Annotated in this window: 15 protein-coding genes and 1 pseudogene; 14 read left to right on the forward strand and 2 right to left on the reverse strand. The window is 67.3% G+C overall.

What is annotated here, in order from left to right; all coding sequences use genetic code 11:
- Positions 1–46: 46 nt before the first annotated feature.
- The 13 genes from ACIA5D_RS27320 (at position 47) to ACIA5D_RS27380 (ending at position 11,264) form a co-directional block, all read left to right on the forward strand.
- A complete protein-coding gene (locus ACIA5D_RS27320; RefSeq protein ID WP_396033060.1) occupies positions 47–901 on the forward strand; it encodes a replication-relaxation family protein in 855 nt (284 codons plus the stop codon).
- Between the two features lie 329 nt (positions 902–1,230).
- Entirely contained in the window at positions 1,231–1,932 is a 702-nt protein-coding gene (locus tag ACIA5D_RS27325) for a hypothetical protein (RefSeq protein WP_396033061.1), read from the forward strand.
- Between the two features lie 108 nt (positions 1,933–2,040).
- Complete coding sequence (locus tag ACIA5D_RS27330; RefSeq protein ID WP_396033091.1) at positions 2,041–2,610, forward strand: hypothetical protein; 570 nt, start codon at positions 2,041–2,043, stop codon at positions 2,608–2,610.
- 175 nt (positions 2,611–2,785) lie between these two features.
- Complete coding sequence (locus ACIA5D_RS27335; RefSeq protein ID WP_396033062.1) at positions 2,786–4,120, forward strand: helix-turn-helix domain-containing protein; 1,335 nt, start codon at positions 2,786–2,788, stop codon at positions 4,118–4,120.
- A 69-nt stretch (positions 4,121–4,189) separates the two neighbouring features.
- Entirely contained in the window at positions 4,190–5,179 is a 990-nt protein-coding gene (locus ACIA5D_RS27340; protein ID WP_396033063.1) for a DUF932 domain-containing protein, read from the forward strand.
- An 85-nt stretch (positions 5,180–5,264) separates the two neighbouring features.
- Positions 5,265–5,666, forward strand: coding sequence for a hypothetical protein (locus ACIA5D_RS27345; RefSeq protein WP_396033064.1), 402 nt, complete (start codon positions 5,265–5,267; stop codon positions 5,664–5,666).
- Entirely contained in the window at positions 5,663–6,097 is a 435-nt protein-coding gene (locus ACIA5D_RS27350) for a hypothetical protein (protein WP_396033065.1), read from the forward strand. Before ACIA5D_RS27345 ends, ACIA5D_RS27350 begins: the two co-directional genes overlap by 4 nt.
- A gap of 36 nt (positions 6,098–6,133) precedes the next feature.
- Positions 6,134–6,466, forward strand: coding sequence for a hypothetical protein (locus ACIA5D_RS27355; RefSeq protein ID WP_396033066.1), 333 nt, complete (start codon positions 6,134–6,136; stop codon positions 6,464–6,466).
- 79 nt (positions 6,467–6,545) lie between these two features.
- Positions 6,546–6,884, forward strand: a complete 339-nt coding sequence (locus tag ACIA5D_RS27360; protein ID WP_396033067.1) for a hypothetical protein — start codon at positions 6,546–6,548, stop codon at positions 6,882–6,884.
- An 80-nt stretch (positions 6,885–6,964) separates the two neighbouring features.
- Complete coding sequence (locus ACIA5D_RS27365) at positions 6,965–7,975, forward strand: hypothetical protein (protein ID WP_396033068.1); 1,011 nt, start codon at positions 6,965–6,967, stop codon at positions 7,973–7,975.
- 189 nt (positions 7,976–8,164) lie between these two features.
- Positions 8,165–9,274: a tyrosine-type recombinase/integrase gene (locus tag ACIA5D_RS27370; protein ID WP_396033069.1), complete on the forward strand. Its 1,110-nt coding sequence runs from the start codon at positions 8,165–8,167 to the stop codon at positions 9,272–9,274.
- Entirely contained in the window at positions 9,271–9,615 is a 345-nt protein-coding gene (locus tag ACIA5D_RS27375; RefSeq protein ID WP_396033071.1) for a helix-turn-helix domain-containing protein, read from the forward strand. The genes ACIA5D_RS27370 and ACIA5D_RS27375 overlap by 4 nt, the downstream gene beginning before the upstream one ends.
- Entirely contained in the window at positions 9,612–11,264 is a 1,653-nt protein-coding gene (locus ACIA5D_RS27380; protein ID WP_396033072.1) for a hypothetical protein, read from the forward strand. Before ACIA5D_RS27375 ends, ACIA5D_RS27380 begins: the two co-directional genes overlap by 4 nt.
- A gap of 151 nt (positions 11,265–11,415) precedes the next feature.
- Here ACIA5D_RS27380 and ACIA5D_RS27385 read toward each other — a convergent pair whose 3' ends face one another.
- Positions 11,416–12,054, reverse strand: coding sequence for a hypothetical protein (locus ACIA5D_RS27385; protein WP_396033073.1), 639 nt, complete (start codon positions 12,052–12,054; stop codon positions 11,416–11,418).
- A 171-nt stretch (positions 12,055–12,225) separates the two neighbouring features.
- On the opposite strand from ACIA5D_RS27385, the gene ACIA5D_RS27390 reads away from it, so the two are divergent.
- Complete coding sequence (locus ACIA5D_RS27390) at positions 12,226–12,999, forward strand: hypothetical protein (protein WP_396033074.1); 774 nt, start codon at positions 12,226–12,228, stop codon at positions 12,997–12,999.
- Positions 13,000–13,224: 225 nt separating this feature from the next.
- Here ACIA5D_RS27390 and ACIA5D_RS27395 read toward each other — a convergent pair.
- A pseudogene (locus ACIA5D_RS27395) lies at positions 13,225–13,539 on the reverse strand (transposase); the annotation flags it as partial.
- Positions 13,540–13,623 lie beyond the last annotated feature (84 nt).

Below are 13,623 nucleotides of genomic sequence, written 5' to 3' on the forward strand. Positions count from 1 at the left end.
GTCCAGACTCCCTACAGGGCGTCCTTCTCCACCGGGGGTGATCCTTATGCCGCTATCGCGGACGGCCAGCCTGCTGTCCATCTATCCCCACATCACCAGCCGTGACCGGCTCCTGCTTCAGCTCCTCGACGACCATCAGGTCCTGACCACCGGCCAGATCCACCGCATGTTGTTCGCCGCGAGGCGCACCTGCCAGCTGCGCCTCAACGAGCTGGCCGCCCTGGACCTGGTGGAGCGGTTCCGCTTCCCGCGCGACGGGGGCGGCAGCCAGCCGTGGCACTGGACGCTCGGCCACAACGGACACCGCTTCCAAGCCGCCGCCCACGAACGGCCCGAGCCCACCGCACGGTCCAGCAACCAGACGGTGCAGCGGCTGTCGGCGAACCCGCACCTGACCCACCTCGTGCTGACCAATGAGTTCTTCGTTCGGCTGACCGAGCACGCCCGCCGGCACGACGAAGCCCGGCTTGACCGGTGGTGGTCCGAGCAGATCACCCACAAGCAGTTCCGGACGATCACCGCCGACGGGCACGGCCTCTGGACCACAGACGGCATCACGGTCGGGTTCTTCCTGGAGACCGACACCGGCACCGAAGCCCTTGGCCGCCGGGTGGTCGCCAAACTCAAGAAGTACGGCGATCTCATCCACCGTGGCGGCGCCCGATACCCGGTGCTGTTCTGGCTCGGCAGCGAGCAACGCGAGGAGCATCTGCACCGGCTGCTGCCCGGCCAGCACACCGCCGTCCCAGTGGCGACGGCTATCCACGCCAGCGATCCCGCCACCCGCGTATGGCTGCCACGAGGCTCCACGAGCCGCGTGGCGCTGGCCGAGCTGCCCAGCGATCACGGCGAGGCCCTGGCGGAGAACCCCAACTACGACGACGGCGTCTTTCTGCTCTAACAGGCGCTGACAGCTCCGCGACCGAACCTGTCAGTGCAGGTCACGGGCATGATCGCGGATCCTGACAGAGGCGGCGCTGTCAGGTCACGAAGCTACGGTACAGCTTCTTCTTTTTTCTTCTTGTTCGCACCGCCGCCCGTCTCGACCCCCCTGCGGGACTGCCCCGCGCCCGGCCCAGTTCACCCCATAGCCCACCTCTTCGGTCGGCTCGTGATCTGCGCCCCGCGCATCTTTTCGGCAGCCTTTCCCGCCGGTCCAGACGCCGCGATCCGGTGGCAGCACCCCCGCACCACCCCAGCCCCAACCCGCTTCGCGAAGGGAGCACCGCCATGCCCACGAACAACCCCCTCACCGACCAGGTCGTCACCGTCTGCTTCAACCCCGGCGACGACGCCGACTGGTTCGCCGCCAGCGAGAAGGTCAACGACCTCATGGATGCCAGCGGCACCCCGGCCCGCCGCTTCCGCGTGCGGCACCCCCGGTTCATCGGCTGGCTGACCCGGTTCCTCGGGTACTACCTGCTCGACGCCGCCCGCAAGTTCGGCGCCGTCACCCTCGCCGCCGGAGGCCGCAAGAGCCGCCTCGACCTCCCCGGCATGTCCATGATCGCCGCGAACGACGCCATCGCCCGCTGGGGTGCCTGGCACATGCACATCAACGCCACCACCAGGCCCGCCCGCGTCTGGGAGGACTTCCTCGCCCAGCACCACGCCGATCCGGCCAAGGTCACCCTGACCGAGGCCCGTCGCCGCTTCGAGCAGCAGCCTCGGGTGCTCGCCATGCTCGCCTACGCCGGCGGCCATGTCTTCGACCCCTACGAGCTGTCGCTCTACCAGGCCGGCGAGGCCACCTACGCCGGGCTCTACTGGCGAGTCGCCCTCATCGGCGACGCGCTGATCACCACCGACGGACGCATCATGCGGCCCGCCACCGACACGGCCGCGGACCGGCTCCGCTTCCTCAACGACGCCTGCATGTACCTGCGCGGACTGAGCAACCGCGCCCGGCTGTGCGCCGTCGCCATCGCCTGACCCATCACCTATCCGAGCGCCTCGAAGACCGGTCACAGCCCCGCTGCGACCGGTCTTCGGCGTGTTCACGACTCACGAAGGGAGATCCCCGTACCGTACCTCGACTTGGTGGAGTGGTGGATCTGGCGGACCACCGGCCGGACCCTCGACCAGCACGCCACCGACCCCGTCCCGGCCGCCGCGCACCTCCCGGCCGCCGCCGACCAGCTGCGACTCGCCCGCGAGGTGCTGCTGTTCGCGGTGGACGAGTTCCGGACCCAACTCATCAACGGCGACGACCTGACCGGCTCGGCCACGACGCTGAGCAGCACGCTGAGCGAGATCAGCGGCCACGTCAGCGACTACGAGGGTGCCCGCATCCACCTCGACAAGCTCATCGACGACCCCGACCGCACGGTGTACGTCGCCACGAACCCCGTGCAGCCGGTGCATCGGCGCTACATCAATCCCGGCGACACCGTCCTGATCGTGCTGCCGCACAACGAATACCTCCGCAGGCAGCAGATCGCCGGGCGACCCGTACGGGTCCAGATCCACAAGTCCGACGTCGAACTCGACCCCGCCGAGTACCCCGGCCCGGTTCGCCTCTCCCACGGACTCGCCGGGATCTACCGCGATCCCGAGTCCCGCCTCTACATCCTGCGCGCCACCGGCCAACGGCGGATCTCCCGCCGCTGACCGCCCGACGCGGCATCGCATCCCGATCTCCGGACCGCGTGCACGCGGCATCCACCCCGGCGGCGGCGCGGCTCGGCGCGCTCGCCCGGAAACCGCCGCTGCCCGCACCGGCACACCACCGCCCCTGCGCATTCGCGTGCCGGCGGCACCCCTTATTCCCGAGGAGGGAAACCCCATGGAACTCCAGTCCCTGACGCCTGCCACGCAGGCCGTCCTGAAAGCGCTGGTCGAACTCGGCCAGGGCAACGTCCACGAGCTGGCCGACAAGTCCGGCAAGGCCCGCTCGACCACCGACAAGGCCATCAGGACCCTGTCCGAGGCCGGTCTCATCGTCGAGGTCGACCTCGGCGCGGACCCGGCCGAGGGCACGCCCGCCCGCTGGGCCCTGTCGGAAGACGCCGTCGCCGCGCTGGACGCGGCCGACCCCAGCGACGAGCCCGCCGCCGGCCTGGACGAGAGCAACGACGACTCGACCGACGAGCCGGGCACCGGCGACGACGAGCCGCTCGGCGACGACGGCCAGGACCCGGAACCCGGTGACCACGGCGACGCGGCCACCGACGAGCAGGCAACGTCCGACAAGGACGACGGCGACGGCGACGGCGACGGCGACGAGGACGACGAAGGCGACGACACCGGCACCCCGGCCGAGACGGGGACGCGTCCGACCGTTGTCGCGCCGACACGTCCCGGCGACCGCAAGGTCATGGCCATCAAGGGCGTCCTGGCCGACTACGGCGACGACGGCGCGACCGTCGACGTGATCGTCGCCGAGAGCGGCATCAGCCACCCGACCACCATCCGGCTGCTGGCCGCGATGGAGCAGGCCGACGCCGCCCGCCGCCTGCCGCCCAAGCCGGACCAGCCGGAGCGGTGGATCGCCGGGCCGACCAAGGCCAGCGAGGTCGACCCGAACCCGGAGCCGCCGCGCTGCGCGCTGTGCTTCCAGGTGATCCGCGGCGTCACGAGCACCCCGGCCGCTGTGGCGGCGGTGCAGAGCCTGATCCGCCCGGACGGGACGCTGCACATTGTCGGTCCGGACGACGAGACCCACGTCGTCAAGATGCCCACCCGGCTGGCCCCGCGCACGTTCAACAACGACTCGAGCACCGTGGGCCACCGCAGCGACGCGACCGTCAACGGCGACGGCAACCAGCCCTTCGTAAGGGGCGAGCTGGAGAAGCTGACCATTGCCGTCTTGGCCGCCAACCCCGGCCGGCCGATGACTCCGCAGGAGATCGCCACCGCGATCAGTACCAAGCTCGGTGGCCGCAACGTGAGCTCCGGGGCGGTGCGCAACAACTGCACCAAGGCCGCCGCCGCGGGCAACATCCTGCTGGTCTCCGAAGCACCGCTGACGTTCGTCGTCGAAGCACCCGACGACCAGGACGCCGACGAGGCCGGGACGGATGGTGACCAGCCTGGCGCCAGCGACGGTGCCGAGAACGGCGGGGACCTGTCCGAGCAGACCAACAACGAACCGGACACCAGCGACACCGAGCAGTCCTGACCACACACATCCCGTCGTGGGGCCGAGCGGCCGCTCGGCCCCACACCCGTATCCGAGAGGAGAACCCCTGTGCCACACGAACTCGAGCAATTCGCCGACGGCACGACCGCGTTCGCCAGCGCCCGACTCTCGGCCTGGCACCGACTGGGCACCGTCACCCAGAACACCATGAAGGCCGAGGAGATCATGGCCGCCGCCAAGCTCGGTGACTGGGGCGTGCGGACCATCCGCACGGTCGGCCTCGACATCGTCGACGGCATCGAGGTGCAGATCCCCGCCGACGACAAGCAGCTGACCGTGCGCCGCAACCCGGTCACCGGGGCCACGGAGTATCTGGGCATCGTCGGGACCGACTACACCGTGGTCCAGAACGAGCAGTGCGCCGAGATGCTCGACCGGCTCGTGGACCAGGTCGGTGGCGCCCACTTCGAGACCGCCGGCAGTCTGCGGCGCGGCAAGAGCGTGTTCGTCACGCTCAAGCTCCCGAACGTGATGGAGATCGCCGGAGTCGACCGGATGGACCTTTATCTGATCGGCACGACATCCCACGACGGCACCGCCGCGCTGCGGGTGGACGCCAGTCCGATCCGGGTCGTGTGCGCCAACACCCAGCGGGCCGCGTTCGAGCATGCCGTCGGGCACTACACCTTCCGGCACACCTCCAACGTCGGCTCCCAGATCAGTCAGGCCCGTGAAGCCCTCGGCCTGATGTGGAACTACATGGCCACCTTCGAAAAGGCCGCCGAGCGGATGCTGAACGAGGCGCTGCCCATGCGCGAGTTCGAGCAGGTGGTCGGGCAGGTGTGGCCGGTCAAGGACAACGCCTCCGAGACCACGCAGCGCAATGCCAAGCAGCGGCTCGGCACGCTGAAGTACCTGATCCGCGAGGCCGACACCCAGAGGGCCATTTGGGGAAGCAAGTGGGCCGGGTACCAGACGATCACGGAGTACCTGGACCACTACCAGCCCGCCAAGGACGAGACCGTTCGCGCCAACCGGGTGCTGACTGGCACCACCGGCGATCTCAAGCTGGTCGCCTTCGATCTGCTGAAGGTCTGACCACCTCCACCCATTCACCCGCCCGGGGCACGTTGGCCCGCGCGGGTCGACGTGCCCCGGCTCGTACAAGAACGGATACGAGCCAATGACCCCGCACCTGCTCCATCCCCGCGACCCGCGCCAAGCGGTCTGCGGGATACCCGCCGACCAGGTTCGCCGCTGGGAGACCGAAGACCCGCCCCGCGCCGGCTACACCTGCGAGGACTGCCTCACGCTGCTGCCGGACGCAGCCCGGCCCGACGACGCCAACCACCCGGTCGGCGACGCGACCCTCATCGACACCCTCCGGCGCATCGTCGCCGACCGCCAGATCCTCAAGATCGACGGAGTCCTGATCGACATGTGGTCGGCCAGCGTCACCGTCCTGATCTGGGACAACCTGCGCGACGACAAACGGCGGCGGCTTCTCCAACTGCCGTCGCACGGGCTGATCCTGCAATGCGTCCGGATCTACGCCCACCTCACCGCGCCCCGAGGTGACCGATGACCGGCCGCCAGCAACAGTGGTTCCACTTCGGGCCGTGGGTGTTCGACATCGACGCCGCGCAAGCGCTGATCGCCTCCGCGCCCCGCGACGCCCTTGCCCTCGACGTCACGACGTGGGCCACCGCGTACGGCCTCACCCGCCTCGACGATCCCACCAGGGTCAACCTCATCGGCCCCACCTCGGACGGCATCGACCGCCTGTACGCGATGAGCACCGACCTGACCGAGCCCGTGCTCCTCGGCCGGGTCCGCGTCGGCGCCATACCGCCCGCCGCGCTGCTGATCGACGGCGTCCACCGGCTCTACCGCGCCTGGCACGAAGGCGTGCCGTGGCTGCCGGCCTACCTGCTCACCGCCGAGGAAACCCGAGCCGTCCAGCACGACAAACTCCTCGGCCCCGGCGGCACCAGCATCATCTCGCCCTCCGCCTGACGCACCTCAATCCCCTCGACACCACACGGAGTCACGATGCTCACCTACCTGTTGGCGTGGCAGCGCCCATGCGACTGCCGCTGCCCCCTGCACTACCGGCAGACCCGAGCCACCTACAACGAGCCCGGCTGCGCCTGCACCATCACCTGCGCCACCCAGCCCATCACGCTGCTGGCCGACCGCTGGGACTGCGCACTGTTCCTCGACCAGCGCGGTGACCTCTGGCAGGTCCCGGCCCTGGCAAACGGCACCTGGGACTGGGAGAACGCCGGAGCGGTCGACACCCGGCACGACCTCTACCACGCCAGCGCGGTCATCGAACACCTGCTCCGAGCGTCCGCACACCTGCTCGCGAACCCCAGCTCCTGATCCCAACCGCTCAAGGTGGGCCGCTCACGAGGGCGGCCCACGGCCCTTTTCGTGTTTCACCACCCAAGAGGAGACAGCTATGTACCGCATCTCGCGCCCCGCCTTTGACCTGGCCTGCGACCGCGAATGCCCCCACCGCGGACAGCCGCGCTCGGACTGCAACAACCCCCGCGGCCGCTGCCTGACCATCTGCGCGAGCCAGCCCATGACCCTGCTCGTGCCGCAGATCAACGGCGCAATGTTCCTTGATCGGCACGACGAGCTCTGGTACGTGCCCGGCCTGCTGCCGGGCCACTGGGACTGGCGCAACGCCACCCCGATCAGCTCGGGCCATCCCCTGTCCGAGATCGGCGACAGGACCGCCAGCCTGCTCCACGAGACGCACGAGGGCGTGCTCTGCCTCGTTCACCGCCTCTAACCAACCGTTACCTCTGCCCCGGCCGGCCGCGCCCTTGCGCGCAGCCCGGCCTTTTTGTTGTCACGGAAAGGCCATCGCCCATGATCAAAGCCGTCCTCGGCATCGTCACCCTCGTCATCCTCGCCTGTTTCGGGCCGCCCGTGCTGCTGATGTCCGCCGTGATGGGCGGCGGCTCCAGCGCGTGCGTGGCCGCCACGCCCAGTACGGACGCCTCCGCGCAGCCGGCGGACGCCGGGCACTGGGACACCGACCAACTCGCCATCGCCGCGACCATCGTCCAGGTCGGTGTCACCAAAGATGTCGGTAGCTGGGGACAAACCATCGCCATCGCGGTCGCCATGCAGGAATCTGGGCTACGGAACCTGCCCTACCTCGGGGACGACGACGACCACGACTCCATCGGCGTATTCCAGCAGCGGCCGAGCCAGGGATGGGGAACCCCTGAGCAACTGGCCGAGCCTGCCTACCAGGCGGGCAAGTTCTACGACAAGCTTAAGACCGTCCCCGGCTGGCAGACGATGCCGCTCACCGAGGCGGCCCAGGCGGTCCAGATCTCGGCATACCCGGACGCGTACGCGAAATGGACCACCGATGCGATACGCCTCGTCGAGCAGTACGGAACCGGCGAGTTCGCGCTCCACTGCTCGGCCATGGCGTTCGGCAGCGCCGAACCGGCGCCCCGTAACCCGGACGGGTCCTGGCCCCAAGAGACCTGCTCCATCGTCCCCGATCCGACGACCGGCACCGGCTGCATCACCCCGCGCACGCTGCACCTCGCCCAGCAAGCCACCGCCGCCGGCTGGCCAAAGCCCGGCTGTTTCCGAGTCGACGATCACGGCGAACACCCGAAGGGACGCGCGTGCGACTTCATGATGACCCCCGGTCGCGAAGCGTCCGGCGCTCAGAAGGCGAGGGGCGACGCGATGGCGGCCTGGGCCGTCGGCAACGCGGACCGGCTGGGCATCATGTACGTCATCTGGTTCCGGATGATCTGGACGCCGGAGCAGGGATGGCACGCCTACGGCAACCCTTACGGCGGAGACGACCCGTCCGGCTGGCACACCAACCACGTCCACATCAGCATGTACTAAAAAGATTGAAAGTTTCATCTGATGATGGATTCGCACGGTTGGCAAACGGTCGACGAAGCTGTCACCAGCGGGAACTTCGTCCGCGAGGAGACCTTACCGTTATGGCCCTGGTCCATGGATCATCCGGGTGTCCACTTAGTATTCTTTCATCAGAAGAAGGATTCCGTCTCCTGATGAAGGGCGTCGTGGATGGCCGTTCGGGTGGTCGATATTCCAGGCGCTGCGCATCTCGTGCTCGCGGACCGGCGCATCGTTCGGCACCTGGATCCGGCCGAGGCCATGTTCGCGGCGATGCTGACCGGATGGGATCGCCAGCAGGCAAGCCGACTGCTGGCCGCCTCGACACGCAAGCAACGAGTGGACGCGGTTCGCCGGTTCGCGCGGTTCGTCGACTCGTACCCGTGGCAGTGGACGCCGGCCGACGTCGAGGAATGGACCGCCGAACTGCGCAGCGGCCGAACGCACTCGACCATCCGCGGCTACCAGAACGACGTCGCGCTGTTCTGCAACTTCGTCACCGACGCCCGGTACGGGTGGGCCGACCGGTGTGAGCAGGAGTTCGGCACCTACCCGGTGCAGATCTTCCACGAGTGGAACACCGCCCGGCACACCAGCGACCACGAGTCACGCCCCGAGGTGCGCCCGTTCACCCGGACCGAGTTGCAGGAGTTCTTCGACTTCGCCGACGAACAGGTCGACCGGGCCCGGCGACTCAATCGCAAGGGCTGGCTGGCGGCGTTCCGGGACGCGACCTTGTTCAAAGTCGCCTACGCCTGGGGCTTGCGGCGACGGGAGGTCGCGATGCTGGACGTCAGCGACTTCACCCGCAACGCCGCCGCCGCGCAGTTCGGCCGGTACGGCATGTGCAACGTCCGCTATGGCAAGGCCGTAAAGGGCTCCCCGCCCCGGCGCCGCAACGTGCTGACCACGATGCCCTGGGCTGTCGACGTGCTCAGCGAATACGTCGAGGACATCCGCGGCCTATACGAACCGGGCAAGCGACCCGCGCTATGGCCCACCGAACGCGGCGGCCGGATAGCCGTGGTGTCGATCAACAAGAGGTTCGCCGAATATCGCCACGAGGCGGGCCTGCCGCCGGAGCTACACCCGCATTGCCTGCGGCACTCCTACATCACGCATCTGATCGAGGACGGCTTCGACCCCTTCTTCGTCCAACAGCAGGTCGGGCACGCCTGGGGCTCCACCACGGCGCTCTACACCGGCGTCAGCTCCGACTTCAAGAACACCATGCTGCGCCGAGCTCTCGGCCCAGCCCTCGGGAAGGAGAGCCACCGATGACACGCAGGGTCGGCTACCGGTGGCGGTTGCGCGAGGTGATGGCCGCCAAGGGCATGTTCCACACCACCGACATCCACCCGCACCTGGCCGAACGAGGCATCGACCTGTCGCCGGTTCAAGTCTACCGACTCGTCGCCCAAACTCCGGAACGGCTTAATCTCACCGTCCTCGCCGCGCTCTGCGACATCCTGGGCTGCACTGCTGCGGACCTCTTCGAGCCGACCGTCGAAACCGGCAGCGGCCGCATTCGCAAAGCCTCAGCCGCCGGTGGCCAGACTCCTGCCGCGCCGCAGGCTCGCCGACCGAAGCGAGCCCGCATCGTCGGCGACGACGCGCCGTGAGCCGAGCCATCTGCGCAGGCTGCGAACGAGACAAACCGGTCTACCGGCGGATGCCCGACGGGCGTCCACGCTGCCGCAACTGTCACCACCGCGACCCAGCGACCTGGGAACCCTGCGGCGGCTGTGGCCAGACCAAGCGCGTCAACGCGCGCGCCGCCGACGGCACCGCCCGCTGCATGAACTGTTACCGCAAGTCTTGCCAACCCAAGCTGCCCTGCGACCGCTGCGGCGAACTCGCCCACCCGGTTGTTCGGGCCGGCCGCCGTGGCGGGCACACCGAGACCCTCGGCCCGTGCTGCTACCGCAACGAGAACCGGCTCTGCGGCGGATGCGGGCGAATACGCCGCGTCCGCGTGAAAGCCACCGCGAACTCCGCGGACCTATGCGGCACCTGCCACCAGGCCGCCATCACCGCTTGCACCCGATGCGGCACCGTCACCCGCTGCCGAGGCACCACCACCGCCCGACAGCCAATCTGCTGGCGCTGCCACTTGACAGACCGGTTCGACGAACTGCTCGTGCAACCGGACGGCACCATCCTGCCCGCGCTGAAACCCATCCGCGACGCCGTCCTGTCAGTGGACAATCCCGCCACTGGCCTCCGCTGGCTCGGCCGAAGCCGCGGCGCCACCCTCCTCGCGCAGCTGGCCGCCGAGCAGCTCCCGCTCACCCACGACGCCCTCGACCAGCAACCACCAGGCTTCTCCGTCGAACACCTGCGCCGCATGCTCGTCGCCGCCGGCGCCCTACCCGAACGCAACGAACACCTCGCCCGGCTCGAAGCATTCGCGCAACGCACCGCCGACGCCATCGACACCCCGCAGGACCGTCGTCTACTGCGCTCCTACGCCACCTGGCACGTCATCCACCGCCTCCGCAACGACCGTCCCCGCCCCGCGACCTGGCCGGCTTCCGGATACCGCGCCCGCCACGAGATCACCGCCGCCGCGCGTCTGCTAACCGATCTCCGCCAACAGGACCGATCACTCGACACCCTGCACCAAGCCGACATCGACGCCTACCTGACAAGCAGCGCCCTGCGTTCGTTCCTCACCTGGGCGACGAGCCGAAAGATCATCACCGGGGTCCAGCTACCGAAACGACGGACCACCCAGCCGTTGCGCTTCGCCGCCGACGAACACCGTTGGCACCTGGCACGCACGCTCCTGAACGACGATGCCAGCGCCACCGTCAGCGACCGCTTCGCCGGCCTGCTCGTGCTGCTCTACGCGCAGCCAGTAACCCGCATCGCCCGCCTCACCACCGGCCACGTCCGCCAAGCCGACGGCATCACCCTGCTCACCATCGGCACCGCCGCGCTACAACTCCCGTCCCCACTGGCCGACCTCGCTGCCCGGCTCCCCGAACGACGCCCTGTCGGCATGGCCGGCAACCTCCACACCAACCAGTGGCTGTTCCCCGGCCGACAACCCGACCGACCCGCGGACCCCGCCACCCTGATGCACCGGCTCAACGCCCTCGGCATTCACACCCGCGACAACCGCAACACCGCCATGCTCCAACTCGCAGCCGAACTCCCCGCCGTCGTCATCGCCGACCTACTCGGGGTCCATATCGGCACCGCAACCAGGTGGGTCCACGAATCGAGCGGCAACTGGACCACTTACGCAGGGAAACACAGCCAGTGAAGCCCTGCCCAAACACACCACTCGAATACCTATGCTGCCGCCCGGTAACCAGCAACGGTTCGCATGCACTGATTTGCCGAATATAGCGTGTTCGAGTACTCGCGACATCGCGTTTCGCGTGGTAGTCAATGAACCCACGAAGTGCCGGAAGCTAGTACCATACTGGCCAAGTTCGGCCGCCGTCCGGCAGGCGTTTGTCCAACTCCCATATCTCCGCCTGATGCAGACTCCGGCCTACCGAAAGAGCTATGTCCAACGCATCGGGATGCCGGATCTGGCCACGTATTTCCTGCCAGCGGCTTGCTGGTGACGGATTGCTCGCCGGGTGAAGCTCCGTCAGGCTGATCCGATCGCCAACCTCAAGATCGTCGCGGACATGCAAATTGACGTCGAACCACTTCATGTGGCCTTCATTCCAGGTTCCCGCAAAGAGCACAGACTCCTCGCCGCTCAGGCCCAGTCGCTCGCCAATCCAGCGAATGGGGCGTAGCTCTGCGAACCAAGGCCTAACTTCAGTGCAGAGACCTTCGACGCGATTCCACCAGTTTTCAATTTCGGTCTCACCCCAACGCCCCCTTCCTGCCATGGAAAATTCCGGGACGGATATCAAAAAGCCACTTGTTGGCAATGCGTGCGGTTTAAGTTCCAATGTCCCGGCATCGCTGCCCAACAGGCCAATAATCGTTTCCTTGACGCCAGGTCCACAGCTTATTAGCATCCGATCCTCGCTTCCCGCGCATCCACCTTTCAGGGCATTGTGGCGGTTGCGCGGATCGTCTTCGGATCTCACCCTGGAGCAGTTCGGTAGCAGCGGCAATGAGGTACGCAGCGGCTGTCGATGCTTAAGTGCTACTCCTTAGCCTCAGGGGTTCCATCATCCGTCACGCCTGAGTAGGTGACTCGTTTATCTCAAGAGCTGGGGCCAGTGCAGTCGGATGTGAGCCGTACCTTAGGAGGTTAGATGTCGGATCAAGATGTAGACGCAGGCAGCCTTCCCTACGCGCCACCCTTGGCGGAGCTGGCGACCAGGCCTCAGGCTTTCCAATTCCAATGGAATCTGCTATGGGCCGCTTTTCAACTTCCGAACCCGGCCGAGTTCCCTCCGCTGATACTGGCGAACGATGAAGATATATCCACACTTTCCAGGTACTCGGCGACTGCAAGGCGGCTCGCATCCACGACAATCCTGAACTCGGCAGAAAAAGCCACTATCACGGTGACAAATACGTCGGCAGGGCAGGTAGTCTCCACCGAGTCTGTTTCCTCTCCTCATGATGCGACTGTTGGCTTCAGTGTTACCTTCAGGCAGCTCTTTGCTAACGATGAGCGCGCCAGTTTTAGTACCGTGAGGAACCTTTTAGGCCGACGCAATCATGAAATTTCGGACGAGCTATCCGCTAAGCGGCAAGGCATTCTTCAAGCCTGGCGATCTGCACACGCCGACCTCCTCAATGCCCCTTTGAAGACAATCGCAGTCGGCAGGCATCACGGCGCCAAGACAGTAACCGTTGGCGGCGGGCGAAAGACACCGCGAGAAATAATCGAGATTTTCAACTACGGCGAATTGATCCACTGGGACAAGCATCGGGATGCCTTCAATGAGCTGAACGATACCGAGGAGCATGCCGCACTAAATCGACTGGAGTTCCTTGAAGCTGCTGCCGGGCTGAGTCACCTATACCTAGGATTCTCGGTTATCGTTGATGGGATTCTGGAGGCATCTCAACCGAAATAGCGCACAACCACGGCATACTCCACTGCCGCCGATAAAGCGCGCCTACGACTCGCGTCATGCCTAGCCTCGATGATTCGCCGGTGACGGCTGCCGGGTCGGCCAGGCCGCTTTGATCGATTGACGTTGATGGGTGTCGCGGTCTGGGCATGGTGGTGGGCCGTCTGTCGCGGCGGTGGGCGCGGTCTCCTGGGGTCCTCCGGTCGTAGGCGTCGGGCCGGCCGGGGGTCAGCCGGGTGCGGGGATCGCCGCGATCCGGGTGAACGCGGCGGACAGTTGGGTGGCCCAGGGCCAGGTGGCGGGGATGCGTAGCCAGCGGTGGCGTTGGCCGCGGGTCAGTCGGGCGGCGGTGTGCAGCAGCCGGTAGCGCAGTCGTTTGGGTTCGGCGGTGGCGAGATCACCGTCCAGGGCGTGGATCTGCAGCCAGGCGATCAGGTCCGCGGCGATCGCGGCCGCAACACACCAGGCCTGGTTGATGGCGAACTCGCGGGACGGTAGCCGGCGCAGGCCGGTGTCTTTGGCGCAGCGGATCCGGTCCTCAAGGAGAGAAGTTCACTGCATCGGTAGATGGTGCTGGTGCTGGTGACGCGCCGATCATTGAGGTGGATGCCCTGCTTGGGCTGGTCG

The sequence above is a fragment of the Actinoplanes sp. NPDC051513 genome (genome assembly GCF_044454685.1).
Taxonomy (GTDB): Bacteria; Actinomycetota; Actinomycetes; order Mycobacteriales; family Micromonosporaceae; genus Actinoplanes.